At 46.6% G+C, this 19070-nt stretch carries 14 protein-coding genes; 13 read left to right on the forward strand and 1 reads right to left on the reverse strand.

Annotated features, from left to right (window positions below):
- Positions 1-7: 7 nt before the first annotated feature.
- From trpA to MCG98_RS09255, 4 genes are all read left to right on the forward strand, one after another.
- The gene (gene trpA / locus MCG98_RS09240) at positions 8-805 is read left to right on the forward strand and encodes a tryptophan synthase subunit alpha (RefSeq protein ID WP_240301713.1); all 798 of its coding nucleotides are present in this window, start codon (positions 8-10) and stop codon (positions 803-805) included.
- Positions 806-887: 82 nt separating this feature from the next.
- Complete coding sequence (locus tag MCG98_RS09245; RefSeq protein ID WP_240301714.1) at positions 888-1472, forward strand: biotin transporter BioY; 585 nt, start codon at positions 888-890, stop codon at positions 1470-1472.
- 142 nt (positions 1473-1614) lie between these two features.
- Positions 1615-5157 (forward strand): pyruvate:ferredoxin (flavodoxin) oxidoreductase, encoded by a 3543-nt coding sequence (nifJ, locus tag MCG98_RS09250; RefSeq protein ID WP_240301715.1) that lies wholly within the window; start codon positions 1615-1617, stop codon positions 5155-5157.
- Between the two features lie 87 nt (positions 5158-5244).
- The gene (locus tag MCG98_RS09255) at positions 5245-6204 is read left to right on the forward strand and encodes a TIM barrel protein (protein ID WP_240301716.1); all 960 of its coding nucleotides are present in this window, start codon (positions 5245-5247) and stop codon (positions 6202-6204) included.
- 77 nt (positions 6205-6281) lie between these two features.
- On the opposite strand, the gene MCG98_RS09260 is transcribed toward MCG98_RS09255, so the two are convergent.
- Positions 6282-7340: a LacI family DNA-binding transcriptional regulator gene (locus tag MCG98_RS09260; RefSeq protein WP_240301717.1), complete on the reverse strand. Its 1059-nt coding sequence runs from the start codon at positions 7338-7340 to the stop codon at positions 6282-6284.
- 381 nt (positions 7341-7721) lie between these two features.
- Between MCG98_RS09260 and MCG98_RS09265 the strand changes: the two genes are divergently transcribed.
- The 9 genes from MCG98_RS09265 (at position 7722) to MCG98_RS09305 (ending at position 19039) form a co-directional block, all read left to right on the forward strand.
- On the forward strand, positions 7722-8768 hold the full coding sequence (locus tag MCG98_RS09265) for a sugar ABC transporter substrate-binding protein (protein ID WP_240301718.1): 1047 nt from the start codon (positions 7722-7724) through the stop codon (positions 8766-8768).
- A gap of 149 nt (positions 8769-8917) precedes the next feature.
- Positions 8918-10426, forward strand: coding sequence for a sugar ABC transporter ATP-binding protein (locus tag MCG98_RS09270; RefSeq protein ID WP_240301719.1), 1509 nt, complete (start codon positions 8918-8920; stop codon positions 10424-10426).
- Positions 10419-11423 (forward strand): ABC transporter permease, encoded by a 1005-nt coding sequence (locus MCG98_RS09275; RefSeq protein ID WP_240301720.1) that lies wholly within the window; start codon positions 10419-10421, stop codon positions 11421-11423. The genes MCG98_RS09270 and MCG98_RS09275 overlap by 8 nt, the downstream gene beginning before the upstream one ends.
- 63 nt (positions 11424-11486) lie before the next feature.
- The gene (locus MCG98_RS09280) at positions 11487-12503 is read left to right on the forward strand and encodes an alcohol dehydrogenase catalytic domain-containing protein (RefSeq protein ID WP_240301721.1); all 1017 of its coding nucleotides are present in this window, start codon (positions 11487-11489) and stop codon (positions 12501-12503) included.
- Positions 12504-12719: 216 nt separating this feature from the next.
- Positions 12720-13763, forward strand: a complete 1044-nt coding sequence (hrcA, locus tag MCG98_RS09285) for a heat-inducible transcriptional repressor HrcA (RefSeq protein ID WP_240301722.1) — start codon at positions 12720-12722, stop codon at positions 13761-13763.
- A 37-nt stretch (positions 13764-13800) separates the two neighbouring features.
- Positions 13801-14445, forward strand: a complete 645-nt coding sequence (gene grpE, locus MCG98_RS09290; RefSeq protein WP_240301723.1) for a nucleotide exchange factor GrpE — start codon at positions 13801-13803, stop codon at positions 14443-14445.
- A 417-nt stretch (positions 14446-14862) separates the two neighbouring features.
- On the forward strand, positions 14863-16734 hold the full coding sequence (dnaK, locus tag MCG98_RS09295) for a molecular chaperone DnaK (RefSeq protein ID WP_240301724.1): 1872 nt from the start codon (positions 14863-14865) through the stop codon (positions 16732-16734).
- Between the two features lie 99 nt (positions 16735-16833).
- Positions 16834-18009 carry a molecular chaperone DnaJ gene (gene dnaJ, locus MCG98_RS09300; RefSeq protein WP_240301725.1) on the forward strand — a complete coding sequence of 392 codons (1176 nt, stop codon included), beginning with the start codon at positions 16834-16836 and terminating at the stop codon, positions 18007-18009.
- A 112-nt stretch (positions 18010-18121) separates the two neighbouring features.
- A complete protein-coding gene (locus MCG98_RS09305; RefSeq protein ID WP_240301726.1) occupies positions 18122-19039 on the forward strand; it encodes an AEC family transporter in 918 nt (305 codons plus the stop codon).
- The last annotated feature ends 31 nt before the right edge of the window (positions 19040-19070 follow it).

Genomic DNA, 19070 nt, shown 5'->3' on the forward strand with positions numbered 1-19070 from the left:
GTCAGCGATGAACAGAATAGAAAATCATTTACAGAAACTGAACGAAAAAGGTGAGAAAGCGTTTATCACATATATGACGGCAGGCCTCCCGGATATGCAGGGGATGAAGGACATTATGCGGGCGCAGGAAGAAGCAGGCATTGATATTATCGAACTGGGTATTCCATTTTCCGATCCTGTCGCGGACGGTCCTGTGATTCAGGAGGCCTCGTACAGATCTATTCTAAATGGAACGAATCTGACATCCGTATTTCAGGCCGTCGGTGAGGCGCGTGGGGAAGGTCTGCGTGTGCCGATCGTATTTATGATGTATTATAATACCATCCTGTATTATGGGCTGGAAAATTTTGCCGCGCGATGTGCCGAAATCGGAGTCGACGGTCTGATCATCCCGGATTTGCCGTATGAGGAACAGGGACCGCTGAAATGTGCACTGATGGAGGTGGAAGGAGCTCCTGTGATCATACAGCTCGTGTCACCGCTTTCCGGACAGAGGATCCCCATGATCCTGGAAGAGGCACGGGGATTTGTGTACTGTGTTTCCTCAATGGGAGTGACGGGTCAGGAAGCGGCATTTTATTCAAAAGTTGCAGAATACTTAAAAGAAGTAAAACGCGTATCCAGTATTCCGGTGATGATGGGATTTGGTATTCGGGAAGCGTCTGATGTGAAAATGGTTTCGGATACGATCGATGGAGCTATCGTCGGTTCACATTTTATCAGGCTGCTGGAAGACAGCCAATATGATATTGACGCTGTGAAACAGTATATCCGCACCTTTAAAAAAGAGTTGAACAGATTGTAAACCTACGCGTTTGGAGGGTTGACAAAAAGATTGTAAACTGATAGTATAAAATGGTTAACAAATGAAAAGGAGTTTACAATCAATGGAAAAAAAGATATTTACAACTGGAGATATGGTAATGGTCGGGATGTTTACGGCAATCCTTGCGGTGCTGTCTGTGCTGCAGATACCCGCGCCGTCGGGTGTACCGTTTACACTTCAGACATTTGTGGTTGCGCTATCCGGGTACGTTCTGGGAACAAAGCGTGGCTTTATGGTCATACTGCTCTACATAATCCTGGGCCTTACCGGAGTACCCGTGTTTTCCGGGATGAAGGGCGGATTTGGTGTACTGCTGGGACCTACCGGAGGGTTCATTATCGGTTTTCTCGGTCTGGCGGTTCTCTGCGGAGCTGCATCTCTGATCAGGCGGAAGGCTGCCGGCATGGGGATTGGAATAGCGGGACTTGCCGTTTGCCATTTTTTAGGTGTGTTATGGTTTTCTTTTCTTATGAAGCAGAGGATAACGGAATCTTTTTTACTGGTCAGTGCTCCGTATCTGATCAAAGACATGCTGTCAGTGGCGGGAGCGCATCTGGCGGCAGGACTGCTGAGAAAAAGGCTGTATAAAGCGGGCTTTTGGGATCGTATGCGGGGGAAAGGCATATTGAATAAGAATAAGGAGTGAGGTTTGTTTTTTTCAGGAAACATGACGAATAAATTGCCCAAGCAAATGGACATTGCGAATATTTGGTGGTATAATAAAGCACAAAGTGACTATGACAGGCAATTACAGTCTGTTCATACCAAATAAGGAGGAAATATAAGCAATGGCAAGAAAGATGAAAACCATGGATGGTAATCATGCAGCCGCTCATGCATCCTATGCGTACTCTGATGTGGCAGCGATTTACCCGATCACACCATCATCTGTTATGGCTGAAGCGACAGACGAATGGGCAACCCAGGGAAGAAAGAACATTTTCGGACAGGAAGTACAGGTTACAGAAATGCAGTCTGAAGCGGGTGCTGCAGGTGCAGTACACGGCTCTCTGTCAGCAGGTGCCCTCACGACTACATATACGGCATCTCAGGGATTACTTCTGATGATACCGAACCTTTATAAAATTGCCGGCGAGCAGCTTCCAGGCGTGTTCAACGTATCCGCGCGTGCACTTGCAAGCCATGCACTGTCTATTTTCGGAGATCATTCCGATGTATACGCATGTCGTCAGACAGGCTGTGCAATGCTTTGTGAATCCAGCGTACAGGAAGTCATGGACCTGACTCCGGTTGCACACTGTGCAGCATTGAAGGGGAAAGTTCCGTTTATCAACTTCTTCGACGGTTTCCGTACATCTCACGAGATTCAGAAAATTGAAACATGGGATTATGAAGACCTGAAGGATATGGTGGATATGGATGCAATCGATGCATTCCGCATGAATGCACTGAATCCTAATCACCCATGTCAGAGAGGTTCTGCACAGAATCCTGACATTTTCTTCCAGGCAAGAGAAGCATGTAACTCGTATTACGATGCGCTTCCGGCGATCGTACAGGAGTACATGGATAAAGTAAATGAAAAGATTGGTACAGATTATAAACTGTTCAATTACTACGGTGCAGCTGATGCTGAACACGTAATTATTGCTATGGGTTCTGCCTGCGATACAATCGAAGAGACGATTGACTATATGCTGGCAGCAGGCAAAAAAGTCGGTGTCGTAAAAGTACGTCTTTACAGACCATTCAGCGCACAGGCACTGATCGATGCCATTCCGGATTCTGTAAAACAGATTTCAGTTCTTGACAGAACAAAAGAGCCGGGTGCACTTGGCGAGCCACTGTATCTGGATGTTGTGGCAGCACTGAAAGGATCCAAATTTGATGCGGTTCCGGTACTGTCCGGTCGTTATGGGCTTGGTTCCAAAGATACAACTCCTGCACAGATCGTTGCAGTATTTGAGAATACTGAAAAGAAAATGTTTACAATCGGTATCGAAGATGATGTGACAAACCTGTCACTGAAACTGGGAGCTCCGCTTGTCACCACTCCGGAAGGGACGATCAACTGTAAGTTCTGGGGACTCGGTGCAGACGGTACCGTAGGTGCCAATAAAAACTCGATCAAGATCATTGGTGATAACACAGATATGTACGCACAGGCATACTTTGACTATGATTCAAAGAAATCCGGCGGTGTTACGATGTCTCACCTTCGTTTTGGTAAAAAGGCGATCAAATCTACATACCTGATCAGACAGGCAAACTTTGTTGCATGTCACAATCCGTCCTATATTGATAAATACAATATGGTTCAGGAACTGGTTGACGGAGGTACTTTCCTTCTGAACTGCCCATGGGATATGGAAGGAATTGAGAAACATCTGCCGGGACAGGTTAAGAGTTACATGGCAAACCATAATATCAAGTTCTATGTGATCGATGGTATCAAGATCGGTAAAGAGATCGGACTTGGCGGACGTATCAATACGGTACTTCAGTCAGCATTCTTCAAACTTGCGAATATCATTCCGGAAGAAGAGGCGATCAGCCTGATGAAAGCAGCTGCAAAAGCCACTTACGGAAGAAAAGGTGATGCGATTGTACAGATGAATTACGATGCGATCGACGCCGGTGCGAAACAGGTGGTAGAGATTCAGGTTCCGGAAAGCTGGAAGAATGCGGCAGACGAAGGACTTGCCATGACACATGCAGAAGGCGGAAGAAAAGATGTTGTTGATTTTGTTAACAATATCCAGGCGAAAGTAAACGCTCAGGAAGGTAATTCCCTGCCTGTATCTGCATTTAAAGACTATGTAGACGGTACAACCCCTTCAGGGTCATCCGCATATGAAAAACGTGGTATCGCAGTTGATATCCCAATGTGGAATCCGGAAAACTGTATTCAGTGTAACCGCTGTGCTTATGTATGTCCGCACGCAGTTATCCGTCCGGCAGCTATGACAGCGGATGAGGTTGCAAACGCTCCGGAAGGGCTCCAGACACTGCCGCTTACCGGTATGGACGGATACAGCTTTACGATGTCTGTCTCTGCCCTGGACTGTACGGGATGTGGATCCTGTGTAAATGTATGCCCGGGCAAAAAAGGTGCGAAAGCACTTGCCATGGAAAACATGGAGGCAAATGCCGGAGTACAGAAATACTTCGATTACACAGTAACACTTCCGGAAAAAGAAGATGTGATTGCCAAATTTAAAGAAGCTACTGTTAAGGGAAGTCAGTTTAAGACTCCTCTGCTTGAGTTCTCCGGAGCATGCGCAGGATGCGGTGAGACACCATATGCAAAACTGATCACGCAGCTGTTTGGTGACAGAATGTATATAGCAAACGCAACCGGATGTTCTTCGATCTGGGGTAACTCCTCACCGTCCACACCATATACGGTAAATGCGGCAGGAAAAGGTCCGGCATGGTCAAACTCTCTGTTTGAAGATAATGCTGAGTTTGGATACGGTATGCTGCTGGCTCAGAATGCGATCCGCGAAGGAATTAAGGCGAAGATCGAAGAGGTCGTTGAGAATGGACAGAACGAAGATGTGAAAGCAGCCGGCAAAGAATGGCTGGAGACATACAGCTGTGGGGCAACCAACGGAGCAGCCACAGATAAACTGATTGCTGCTCTGGAAGCATGCGGATGTGATACCTCAAAAGAACTGCTGAAGAAAAAAGACTTTATGGCTAAGAAGTCCCAGTGGATTTTCGGCGGTGACGGATGGGCTTATGATATCGGATTTGGCGGCGTTGATCACGTTCTGGCAAGCGGCAAAGATATCAACGTCATGGTATTTGACACTGAGGTATATTCAAATACCGGCGGACAGGCATCCAAATCCACTCCGACAGGTGCGATCGCACAGTTTGCTGCCGGTGGTAAAGATGTGAAGAAAAAAGATATGGCCAGCATCGCAATGAGCTATGGCTATGTATATGTTGCTCAGATCTCCATGGGAGCAGACTTTAATCAGACTGTTAAGGCGATCGCAGAAGCTGAAGCATATCCGGGACCATCCCTGATCATCGCTTATGCTCCATGTATCAACCATGGTATCAAGAAGGGTATGAGCAAAGCCCAGACAGAAGAAGAGCTGGCAGTTAAGTCCGGTTACTGGCATAACTTCCGTTTTAACCCGGCGCTTAAGGCAGAGGGGAAAGATGCATTTATCCTGGATTCCAAAGAGCCGACAGAAAGCTACCAGGACTTCCTGGACGGAGAGGTACGTTACAATTCACTGAAGCGTGCAAATCCTGAAAAAGCAGCAAAACTGTTTGCAAAATCTGAGGAAGAAGCGAAAGAGAGATATGATTATCTTAAGAAGCTGACGACTCTGTACGGAACTGAGAAGTAATAGTGTAAAACAATAAAAAGGCGGCCGCCTGTGATTTTTCAAAAGTCATAGCGGTCGCTTTTTGTGTTTATGAGCGAAAGGAAGCCTATGATACACATATTTAATTTTACCAACATCGATGATGAACTTGAACGGTTTGGGGGAGCAGAGGATATGAGTCGGTTCGCACTGGCACATGGCTGTTCTGGGATTGAACTTCAAATGTATCAGGATCCCCGGGAAACCTGGATGGACAAAAATCTGGTGAAGGGAATTCATTTATCTTTCTGGAATAACTGGATGGATCTGTGGCTTGGAAATGAAAGTGGATTGTTGGAAGAATTCGGAGACATGAAGACCGTGGAGGAGTATTACGGCGGAACATCACGGGAGGCCATGGTTCAAAAACTGGACAGGGAGCTGAATATCGCGCAGGAGCTGGGGGCGAAATATGTGGTGTTTCATGTGTCGGAAATTACGATTCCTCAGTCATATCACCGAAGGTTTGCCTATATTGATGAAGAAGTTATCGATGCTTCCTGCGAACTGATCAATATGTTGATGGAAGGAAGAAAAGCATCCTTTGAATTCCTGATGGAAAATCTCTGGTGGCCCGGGCTCAACTATCAGCGTCCGGAAATGGTAAAGAGACTGCTTGATGGCGTCAGATATGAAAGAAAAGGTCTGATGCTGGACACCGGGCATCTGATGAACTGTAATACAGCTCTTCGCACACAGGAGCAGGCCGTGCAGTATATTTATCAGATTCTGAAGATGCAGGAAGAGTTTCTGCCCTGCATCCGCGGAGTGCATCTTAACGCTTCACTCTCGGGTGAATACGTGGAAGGCGTGCTGGGAAAAGAACCTGTTCTGGCGGAAAAATACTGGGATCGCTGGTGTCAGGTGTTTTCTCATATTTTTCAGATGGATCAGCATCAGGCATTTTCTGATTCCGGAGTGCATGAGCTTATTCAGTACATTGCGCCGGAGTATCTGACGCATGAGCTGATCAGCAGAGATCCTGATGAACTGGGGCGTATGATTGACTGCCAGCAGAACGTGATATAGCGGCGGCAGCGTCTGGTATAAAAGAACAGCAGATTTCTCTTTAAATAATAATAGAGAAGTCTGCTGCTTTTTTGTGTCTAAAATTCTTTCATATGTTCGTCTTCAAACATATCGATGTTTGCATCGGTTCCGATGTAAATCGGTGTTCTGATGTTGACAGGCGGTGGCGCAATGTTGGAAATCAGATATTCATAAAGTGATTTGATGACGATTTTCCCCAATTTATAGGGCGTCAGTCCGATGGTATAATCGATCACACCTTCTCTTACATAATGCATGACTTTTGGTGCGAAAATCAGGGAGACCAGTTTTACTTTTCCCTGCTTTCCGGCGTCAATGACCGCCTGTGCCATATCTTCGGAAAAGCTGACACAATTCCACATTCCTTTCAGATCAGGATGGGCTTTCAAAATCGATGCGGTCTTCTGATAGGTGATTACTTGCTGGCTTAATGTCTCTTCAACGGCTACGATACGGACTGAAGGAGCGCGCTCTTTCAGATATTCGGTAAATCCTTCAATTCTTTTAATACAGGAGTTTACGTTCATGGAACCGGTCAGAAGCGCGATTTCCCCCTCGTAGCCGATCGATTTGCACAGCAGAGAAGCTGAAATCTGTCCGGTGCGGTACAGATCTTCGCCGATAAAACTGACACGCCGGCTATTGGGCAGATCCGCATCGTAAGTAAAAATTGGAATATTTCTGTCAGCAAAATCTGAGATAAGATCTGTAATGTGCTTGTTTCGTATGCCTCGCAGGGCGATGCCATCTATAGGCTGCTCTTTTAAATGTTTTAAGATAGCAATCAGCTGCTGTGGTTCATAGTTGGCGCATTGATAATAATCCACCTGAAGTCCGTAAGGCTTATACTCCAGGTAACAGGTGTCCATTCCTGCTTTGAGTGAATTCATAAAGACATCTACGAGTTCTGGTATGATGACAGCTATGCGTACCTGCTTCTTTTCCTCCTGCATATATTTTCTGAGATGTACAGGCTGGTAATTTGTCTCAATAATAATCGTTTTTATTTTTTCGCGGACCGCATCGCTCACGCCGGGGCGGTTATGTATGACTTTATCTACCGTTGCGCGAGATACACCGGCGAGTTCTGCTATAGCCTGGGTGGTGATTTTCATATAGTATCCTCCTTGATCTGCCTGGATTAGCGATTGATCACTTATAATGATTGTATATACAAAGAAATTAAATGTCAATTAAAAATGTAACCTTGGTTTCGTTTCTATTCAAATGAACGTAAAAATACACAGAATAAAATTATGCGTTCACGAGAACACAATGAAAAATATGGCAGAATAAATAAATAATAACCAGAGATACGACTGTTTATTGACATAATAAACCAATAATTATAAAATGAGTCTAAATCAAAAGAAGAAATTACTACTCATAATGTAAATTGAAATGTAAAGCAAAATAAAATGAAAGTATTCAGTATACAGTGTGACCACTGTGGCTGGTGCAAGATAAAAAGCAAGCAAGAAGAAAGGAAGGAAAGTATGAAGAAAAAAGTGTTGGGACTGTTGGTTGGAATCGTTATGGTAGTTTCGATGATTGGCTGCGGAGGCGGCGATACGGCAGAAAGCAAAGAGACCTCCGGCACAGAGGCGGTCGAAAGTAAGGACGATGCGGAAACAGATTCTGCGGAAAGCGCAGGAGATGGGGAGCTGAAGAAAGCGGAAGACATTGTAGTCTGTTTCTCAAATAAAGGACAGAATGCATGGCTGGAACAGCAGAGTATCGGTGTGAAAGAGGCATGTAAAGATCTGGGACTGCCGGATCCAACCGTAGTATACGCTGATTCACAGGAAAATGCGGAGTCTCAGGTACAGGCGATTGAAGATTTTATGTCTCTTGATGCGGATGTTATCATTATCGATCCGATTTCATCGGATGTTGTTAAACAGGCTCTGCAGAATGCAAAAGATGAAGGCGTTGTGGTGATCGATGTGGATTCCGTAGGCGGGCTGAACGATGTTACAAACTGTTCCATTGGTCTGGATGAATACACGGCATCCTATGAAGGCGCCGAGAAATTCTGTCAGGATTACCTTGAGAAAGGGGACGGCGTTATCATTATCGCTGGAAATCAGGGTGATACAAATGGGGAAAATCGTCTGAAAGGTATGACAGAGGCGTGTGAAGCGAATGGCATGGAAGTGCTGGGCACACAGTACACAGACTGGACAGCAGCCAAAACAACTGCGGCTATGGAGGACTTTATTACTTCCAAGGGAGATGATATTAAGGGTGTTCTGGTTCCGTCCGATGATATGGGACTTGGAGCAATCACGGCACTGGAGCAGGCAGGAATGATCGACAACGTGAAGATAATGGGATACGGCGGGTTCCAGGTTGCCCTGGACGCAATAGCAGAAGGCAAGATGTCTATGACTGTAGGTATGCATCCGTATGACTGTGGATATCAGGCGGTAGAGAATGCAGTGAATATCCTGACGAAAGGGGAAGAGCCGAAAGAACACTTTATCGACGTTGGCACAGACCTTATCACGACAGAAAACTATAAGGATTTTAAAGGTTTCTGATGAAAATTATATATAATTCATAATAGAGGACTGTTGATGGAAGCTGGATAAAAGGGAAAGAGGAGGCGCAGAAGAATGGAAAATAGTTCTGAACCGCTTCCTCTTCCCGTTGAAATCAAAACAGTCCGTGAAAGAGGGTGGAATCTGCAGTGAGTGATGTTGTTGTTGAATTAAGAGATATCAAGAAATTTTTCCCCGGCGTGACAGCGCTTAAGAATATGAGCATTCAGCTGAAAAAAGGGGAAGTACATGGACTGATTGGAGAAAACGGGGCAGGAAAATCGACTCTGATAAAAGTACTGACCGGTGTCTATAAGCCTGACGGCGGAGAAATCATCGTCGGGGGCGAGGCTGTGAAATTTGGGAATCCGAATGAAGCCAAAGCAAAAGGGATTTCCTGTGTGTACCAGGAATTAAATATTGTCTCAGAACTGTCCGTGACAGACAACATGTTCATGGGGAATTATGTGACAAAGGGAAAACGCTTTCTGGACTATGCCTTTATGGACAAAAGAGTGCGCGAGATCATGCAGGATATGAATCAGGATGTGGATCCGGAGACAATCTGTGCAGAGCTGGGCATGGGACAGCGGCAGATGATCGAGATCGGAAAGGCCATTCTGCTGGACGCACAGGTGCTGATCCTGGACGAACCGACCTCCAGCCTGGGTGAGAAAGAGGTGCAGGAACTTTTCAAAACGATCCGGGTACTGAAGAAAAAAGGAATCGCGATACTTTTCGTATCACATAAACTGGAGGAGCTGTTTGAACTCTGTGATGTGGTGACGGTGATGCGGGATGCAGAGCATATCATTACGGCACCGATATCGGATATGACAAAAGATACCCTGATCATGCACATGGTCGGAAGGACAATGAGCAATATGTATCCGGAGAAGACTTCGAATCCGGGGGAGGTGGCTCTTGAGGTCAGGAATCTGACACGTTACGGTTCCTTTGAAAATATAAGTTTTACAGCTAAAAAAGGAGAGATTCTGGGATTTTCCGGTTTAGTCGGAGCGGGGAGAACGGAAGTGTTTCGCTGTGTGTTCGGGGTTGACCCGCCGGACAGCGGAGAGATCTATGTGAACGGCAAAAAAGTACATATCCGCGGTACACGCGATGCCATCAGACTGGGGATGGCGTATGTATCGGAAGACCGGAAAGGCCAGGGGCTGGTGCTGGAAGAATCGGTGGCCCGCAACCTCTCACTGGTTAATCTGAAAAAGTTTGCGAAGAGCCTGCTGATCAATGACAGAGGTGTGAAGGAGCAGGCGGAGACGACAGTGGATGCGCTGAAGATCAAAACACCTTCCATCGAAGCACAGGTCATCAACCTCTCGGGAGGCAATCAGCAGAAGGTAGTCATCGGAAAATGGCTGAACACAGACTCCAATATCTTTATCTTTGATGAACCGACCCGCGGAATTGACGTAGGGGCAAAACTGGAGGTGTACCATGTGATGAACCGGCTGGCCGCGGAAGGCAACTGTGTGATCATGATTTCCTCGGAGCTGCCGGAGATACTGGGCATGTGCGACCGTGTGATCGTAATGAGAACGGGAAGCGTAATGGGTGAGATTGACCGGAAAGAAACGTACTTTAATCAGGAAGATATTATGAAAGCCGCATGGGGAGGGAAGATTGATCATGAGTAAGAGTATTGTGAAAAATAGAAAACAAAAGAAACATTCCACGCTTTGGGGGCCGATTCTGGCAGTCATCTTGCTGTCCATCGTACTGTCTGTTGTAACCAGTAAGTTTCTGACGATGAACAACATTCTCAATATCATGAGGCAGACATCGGTAAATTCACTGGTCGCGTTCGGTATGCTGTTTGTCCTGCTGACAGGCGGAATTGACCTGTCGCAGGGTTCGATCGTCGGTTTTTCAATGGGAATCATCACGTTCTTATATTTGAATGGTATTGAAAATTCATTTTTAATGATCGTCCTGCCGATCGTGGTGGGAACACTCTGCGGCCTGATCAACGGTCTTGTATTCACGAAATTACATCTGCCGCATCCCTTTGTATCAACACTCGGTATGATGCAGGTGCTGCGAGGAGTGACGCTTATCATCACACAGTCCAAGCCGGTGTCAGGATTTGCAAAACCAGTGCTCTGGGTTGGATCTGCATCGATTTTTCGTATTCCGGTATGCTTTCTGCTGGTCATTGTCGTCGTAGTAATTGTCAGCATCTTTTTAAATAAGACACCCATGGGGCGGCAGATCTATTCGGTAGGCGGAAACCTGGAAGCGGCACGTCTCGCGGGGATTAAAGTTGACTTTACGCTGACGACCACTTATGCGCTTTCCGGACTGATGTGCGGACTGGCAGCGATTGTGCTGGTAGGGCGTGTTGGATCCACTTATCCGCTTGCAGGTGAGGGCTATGAGATGGATGCGGTTGCAGCCTGTGTGATCGGAGGTGCTTCGTTCAGCGGCGGAAAGGGAACTGTCGGCGGAACACTGGTAGGTGCATTGATTATCGCGGTTGTCAACAATGGGCTGAACCTGCTGGGAGCTTCTCAGGATGTTCAGAAAGTAGTGCTCGGCATCGTTATTATACTGGCAGTGCTTGTGGATGTGACCAGAACACAGCAGAGTGAGAAAAAACGCCGTCTGGCCCAGGCCAGCAGTGAAAATGCGTGATCCCAGTCCGGGCAAATAAGGCTGTGCGCAGAGGAAACGTGCAGTGTCAAGGAGAGAAATAGGATGAAAGCTGTTATATTTAAAGAAACAGGAAAATATGCGGTCGTGGAAAAGCCCGTTCCCGAAATAAAAAAGGCGAATGAACTGCTGGTGAAAGTTGAGGCCTGCAGTATCTGCGGATCGGATATGCATATTCTGAGTGATCCGCCGGGATACCCGGCAAAGCCCGGCACAACGATAGGACATGAAATGGTGGGAACGATTGTCGGGATGGGCAGTGAGGTGACGGCATTCGCTGTTGGAGACAGGATTGTGTGCGACAATAATATACCCTGCGGGCAGTGTTATTACTGCCGCAGCGGTCATGCCAACATGTGTGAACATGTGAGGTGTCTCGGGGTAAACGGCGACGGATTCTTTGCCCAGTATGCACTAATCCCGGATACTTCCGCTTATGCAATCAGCCCGGATCTGCCTCTTGATATCGCGATCTTTGCAGAACCGTTGAATTGTGTGATGGGAGCCATGGATAAACTCAGAATGATACCGGGTGAGACTGTGGTGGTGGTCGGGGCAGGCCCCATCGGCCTGTATTTCATTCAGCTGCTGAAGAAAAATGGAGCCGGAACTGTTATTGCAGCTGAGCCAAGCGAATTCCGCAGGAGGATGGCAAAAGAAGTAGGGGCGGATATTGTTGTTTCACCGGCTGAAGCAGAGAAACTTCCACAGATCGCTGCAGTGGGAGCGGACATCGTTGTGGATGCGGTGGGCATCTGTATCAAAGATGCTCTTGACTGGGTCAGGAGTTCGGGGAGAGTTCTGCTGTTTGGGCAGAATTTTGCCAGAACTCAGGAGATCTGCCAGAGCGTTATCACCAGAAAAGAGCTTACCGTGACCGGTAGTTATATCGGCAGTTATTCGTGGCATGATACGATCAGGCTGTTGGAACATGACCCTATGCAGCTGGAAAAAATGATCACGCATCGGCTGACGCTGGAAGATTTTGCGGTTGGTTATGACGCGATGAAAGATGGCAGTGCGCTGGAAGTTATCCTGTATCCGAATGGTGGAAGGTGTTAAGTGTTCTTGTGTTTCGCATTATTAATAGGAAATAACTAAAATGATTTCATTTTCCGGCTGCAGATTATGCAGAAAGGAAATGTTGATATTAACTGAAAAAAATCAAAAAAAGTACACCCAGACTCTTGACAAAGATAGAGGCTGGGTGTATATTAGCGTTAGATGTTAGCACTCCACCTAAATGAGTGCTAACAAAAAATCGGAAAGGGGCTATGTATGGAAGAACGCTTAGATGAACGAAAACATAAGATTTTGAAAGCTATAATCCAGACATACCTGGAAACAGGCGAACCAGTGGGCTCCCGGACGATTTCAAAATATACCGATTTAAATCTGAGCTCGGCGACGATCCGAAATGAAATGTCTGACCTGGAAGATCTGGGATATATTGTTCAGCCGCATACATCAGCAGGCAGGATCCCTTCTGATAAGGGATATCGTCTTTATGTTGATGAAATGATGAAAGAAAAAGATCAGGAAGTATCAGAAATTAAAGAACTTATGATCGAGAAAACAGACCGCATGGAAAAAGTACTGAAGCAGGTGGTGAAGATGCTCGCTTCAAATACAAACTATGCGACCCTGATAACCGGTCCGTCCTATCACAGGACGAAGGTGAAATTCATTCAGCTTTCTAAGCTGCGGGAAGATCAGATTCTGGCCGTGATTGTTGTGGAAGGCAATATGGTGAAAAATCAGATCATCAATCTGGAAGAGCCTATGGATGATGAGACGATACTTAAACTGAATCTGCTGCTGAATACACAGCTTAATGGTCTGACGATCGAGGAGATCAGTCTTGGCATGATCAAGGCGCTCAAAGAGCAGGCAGGTATACACAGTGCAGTTGTGAGTGGTGTGCTGGATGGACTTGAGGAAACGATCTCCAGTACCGATGAAGAGTTCCCGGTTTTTACCAGCGGAGCTACCAATATCTTCAGATATCCGGAGCTTTCTGACAGCAGCAAAGCCAGTGAACTGATCTCTGCTTTTGAGGAGAAGGAGCAGCTGGTTGAAATGCTGAAAGAGACAGTAGGAGATGAGGATGCGGAGAATACTGGAATTCAGGTATATATAGGAAGCGAATCACCCGTTCAGACGATGAAGGACTGCAGTGTCGTGACAGCTACGTATGAATTGGGAGAAGGCATGAAGGGCACGATAGGTATTATCGGTCCGAAGCGGATGGATTATGAAAACGTAGTAGACAATCTGAAAACGCTGAAAGCGCAGCTGGATTCGATATTTAAGAAAGAGTAGCAGCCGGTAAGGTGGCTGTCAGAAGGGTGGAATGAGAATGGCAGAAGAGATAAAAAAAGAAGCGGTGGATACAGCAGAAACGGCTGAGACACAGGAAGAAGAGGCGGTATCGGCGGAGCCACAGGAAACGGAGAGCGCTCCTGAAAACGAGAACAGTGCAGAAACTGATTCGCAAGCCACTGCAGAACAAGAACCGCAGGAGGCTGAGACGAAGAAACGCTTCGGAAAAAAGAAAGATAAGAAAGACAAAAAGGATGAAAAGATCGAGGAGCTGACAGATCAGCTGAAGCGCCAGATGGCGGAATTCGATAATTACCGGAAACGCACAGAAAAAGAAAAGGCGAGCATGTATGTGATCGGGGCAAAAGAGATCGTAGAAAAGATCCTTCCGATCGTGGATAATTTTGAACGCGGCCTTTCAAGTGTGCCGGATGACCAGAAGGAAGATCCCTTCGTGGACGGCATGGATAAGATATACAGGCAGCTGATGACTGCACTGGAAGAGATGGGTGTTAAAGTGATTGAGGCGGTCGGGCAGGAATTTAACCCGGACCTGCACAATGCAGTAATGCATGTGGAAGACGAAGAAGCCGGTGAGAATATTATCGTGGAGGAATTCCAGAAGGGATATCTGTATAAAGATTTCGTTGTCAGACACAGCATGGTAAAAGTAGCGAACTGACCGAAAGCAACTTAGTGAACGCGAGCCTCAGGCGAAGCGTGAGCTTAGTGCGAGGTCCATCCCGAACCTTAATGAGCGCAGCAGGCGCGAATTTAGTTGAGGGATGAATCCGATTTAAAGCAACTTAGTGAACGCGAGCCGCAGGCGAAGAGTGAGCTTAGTGCGAGGTCCATCCCGAACCTTAATGAGCGCAGCAGGCGCGAATTTAGTTGAGTGATGAATCCGATTTAAAGCAACTTAGTGAACGCGAGCCGCAGGCGAAGCGTGAGCTGACTGAGCAAAGCGAAGGATGCTTCTTGACTGAAAGTCAAGAAGATAGGGCTGGGGAAAACTGACAACCTTAAAGTTTAGTTGAGTGATGATTAGAAAGCAGTACAAAAACTATAAATAGAAATCATAATCAGGAGGTAATTTATTATGAGTAAAATTATTGGTATCGACCTTGGAACAACAAACAGCTGTGTAGCTGTAATGGAAGGCGGTCAGCCGACCGTCATCGCGAATACAGAAGGCGCAAGAACAACACCATCTGTTGTGGCATTTACAAAGACCGGTGAGAGACTGGTTGGTGAGCCGGCGAAACGTCAGGCTGTAACGAATGCAGACAAAACGATTTCATCCATTAAAAGACATATGGGTACGGACTACCGGGTTACGATCGATGGCAAAAAATATTCTCCTCAGGAAATCTCTGCAATGATCCTGCAGAAACTGAAAGCGGACGCAGAAGCATACCTTGGAGAAAAAGTGGCAGAAGCAGTTATCACAGTGCCGGCTTACTTTAACGATGCTCAGCGTCAGGCAACAAAAGATGCCGGAAAGATTGCCGGACTCGAAGTAAAACGTATTATCAACGAGCCGACAGCTGCAGCACTGGCATACGGTCTGGACAATGAAAAAGAGCAGAAGATCATGGTTTACGACCTTGGCGGCGGTACATTCGATGTTTCCATCATTGAGATCGGTGACGGTGTAATCGAGGTTCTCTCTACAGCCGGAAACAACAAGCTGGGCGGAGATGACTTTGATGCAAAGATCACAGATTATATGCTCGCAGAATTTAAAAAACAGGAAGGCGTAGATCTGTCAAACGACAAGATGGCGCTGCAGAGACTGAAAGAAGCGGCAGAGAAAGCAAAAAAAGAACTGTCTTCCGCAACAACAACGAATATCAACCTGCCGTTCATCACAGCAACAGCAGATGGTCCGAAACACTTTGATATGAACCTGACTAAGGCAAAATTCGATGAACTGACACATGATCTGGTAGAGAAAACAGCAGAGCCGGTAAAACGTGCGCTCTCAGATGCAGGTATCTCGGCATCTGAACTGGGCAAGGTTCTTCTGGTAGGCGGTTCCACACGTATCCCGGCTGTTCAGGATAAAGTAAAACAGCTGACAGGACATGAGCCGAGCAAGACTCTGAATCCGGATGAATGTGTTGCACTGGGAGCTTCCGTTCAGGGTGGAAAACTTGCAGGTGATGCAGGAGCAGGCGACATTCTCCTTCTGGATGTAACACCACTTTCCCTGTCAATTGAGACCATGGGTGGTGTGGCAACGAGACTGATAGAAAGAAATACAACGATCCCAACCAAAAAGAGTCAGATCTTCTCTACGGCAGCAGATAACCAGACAGCCGTTGACATCAATGTCGTTCAGGGTGAAAGACAGTTTGCGAAAGACAATAAGTCCCTTGGACAGTTCCGTCTGGATGGCATCCCGCCTGCAAGAAGAGGCGTGCCGCAGATTGAAGTTACATTTGACATCGATGCAAACGGTATCGTAAATGTGTCAGCGAAAGATCTTGGAACAGGTAAAGAGCAGCATATTACGATCACTGCTGGCTCCAACATGTCTGATGACGATATTGATAAGGCAGTGAGGGAGGCAGCTGAATTCGAGGCTCAGGATAAGAAACGTAAAGAAGCAATCGATGCTCGCAATGATGCAGATGCGTTTGTATTCCAGACTGAAAAGGCACTGGAAGAAGCGGGCGATAAGATTGATGCAAATGATAAAACAGCAGTGGAAGCTGATCTGACAGCACTGAAGGAAATTCTTGCAAAATCCACACCGGAAGAGGCTACGGAAGCACAGGTTGCAGAAATTAAGGCAGCACAGGAAAAACTGATGCAGAGTGCACAGAAGCTGTTTGCAAAAATGTATGAGCAGACACAGGGGGCTGCAGGTGCAGACCCGAACATGGGAGGCGCCGGAGCCGGTGCAGGTTCCGAAGCCGGATACGATTCGGATGATGTTGTTGATGCTGATTACAAAGAAGTGTAAAATAAAAGCGTAAGTGACGAAAGCGACTCACGGATACAGCAGGTATTCGTGAGTTGCAGTTACGCGTACTTAAAAATCGTAAAATGAAAGGTGAACATCATGGCAGAAAAGAGAGATTACTATGAGGTTCTGGGCGTAGACCGTGGTGCGGATGACGCCACTTTAAAAAAAGCATATCGAAAACTCGCAAAACAGTATCATCCGGATATGAACCCGGGAGATGAGGCGGCAGAGAAGAAATTCAAGGAAGCGACAGAAGCGTATGGAGTATTGAGTGATCCCGAGAAGAGAAAGCAGTATGATCAATTCGGTCATGCGGCATTTGAGGGCGGTGCAGGAGGCGGTGGATTCGGTGGATTCGGCGGCTTTGATTTCAGTGGTCAGGATATGGGAGATATTTTCGGTGACCTGTTCGGTGATCTGTTTGGAGGCGGTTCCAGGAGGAGAGCGAACAACGGTCCTATGAAGGGGGCAAATCTGCGCGCCGTTATCCATATCACATTCCAGGAGGCAGTGTTTGGATGTGAAAAAGAGCTGGAAATCAACCTGAAAGATGAATGTGAAACATGTCACGGTACGGGTGCGAAACCAGGTACAGAACCGCAGACATGCCCGAAATGTAACGGTGAAGGCCAGGTTGTATATACGCAGCAGTCCATGTTTGGAATGGTGAGAAATGTACAGACATGTCCGGAGTGTAACGGAACAGGTAAGGTGATCAAGGAGAAATGTACATCCTGCCGCGGAACGGGATATAACACAAACCGAAAGAAGATTAAAGTTACGGTGCCGGCAGGTATCGATGACGGTCAGAGCATTCGTATCCGTGAAAAAGGAGAACCGGGTAGAAATGGCGGTCCGCGGGGTGATCTGCTGGTAGAGGTTCAGGTTGCTCGTCATCCGATCTTCCAGCGGCAGGATATGAATATATTCTCGACTGCGCCGATCACATATGCACAGGCAGCGCTGGGCGGGGATGTGAAGATCAGTACAGTGGACGGCGACGTGATGTATACGGTGAAGCCCGGAACACAGACAGATACGAAAATCCGGCTGAAAGGAAAAGGTATTCCGTCACTGCGCAATAAGAGTGTTCGCGGGGATCATTATGTGACCCTGGTCGTGCAGGTACCGACCAAGCTGAACGAAGAAGCCAGGGAGGCATTGCGCCAGTTTGATGCAGCCTGTGGAAATTCTCCGGCTCCGGTGCATTCCAAGAATACAGAGAAGAAGAAAAGCTTCATGGATAAGCTGAAAGAGACATTTGAGGACTGATTAACAACTGAAAAACTGCAATTCCGTTTTGGACAAATCTGTGTTTCATACGGTATTGCGGTTTTTTTTCTTTTCGTGTATGATATGTTAAGTGACAGGAGCAAAACTTATTATGAGTACATGGATTGTATTCCAGCAAATGCTGGTTGTGTTTATTTTGATTACGGTCGGTTTTTTTATGTTCCGCTCCGGCCGTTTTTCGCGTATGGCTTCGAAAGACCTCTCGGGACTGATCACCAATGTATGTAATCCTGCGATTATGATAGGAAGTGCATTCGGTGACAATGCGGAGGCTACAGCGAAAGATGTGATGACAGCTGCCCTGGTTGCGGCGGTCATGTATGTGGTGCTTCTGGTGATGGGATGGATTCTGCCGCGTATTTTGTGTATTGCGGGATCAGAACAGAAGTTTTACAGTATGATGACGGTTTACGGCAATATCGGTTTTATTGGAATTCCACTTGTCTCGGCTGTTCTGGGGAGTTCCGCGCTCATTTACCTGTCGGTATTTATCCTGATGTTTAATATTCTGATCTATACACATGGGATTCAGGTGATAACGTCGGAGGCTCAGGGGAGCGGCTTTCAGTGGAAGCGCATGATAAATGTGGGAACGATATCCGGAGTTCTGACGATACTCATTTTCGTGATAGAACCGCCGGTGCATCAGGTACTCTCTGACAGTATCTCCTATATTGGGGGATGTACCACATTTTTGTCAATGCTGGTTTTGGGAGGTTCGATTGCGAATATGTCAGTGTGGGAAGTGTTTGGGGATAAGAAGCTGTACCTCTTTACCGTTATACGATTTTTTCTGGTACCGATCGCGGTTGCTGTGATACTGAAACCACTGATTGCAAATGATATGATACGGGGGATTACCGTGTTCTGTCTGGCGCTTCCGGTTGCAAATATGCCGCTGATGCTGGCACAGGAATATAATACGGATACAAAGTTATTGGCGAGAGGCATCATTTTGACCACACTGCTTTCAATTTTCAGTGTTACACTGTCCGCCGGCTTTATCTGAGCGGTTATCAGACGATGGAAAAAGGAGAAGA

The organism is Ruminococcus sp. OA3 (assembly GCF_022440845.1).
Taxonomy (GTDB): Bacteria; Bacillota; Clostridia; order Lachnospirales; family Lachnospiraceae; genus Ruminococcus_G.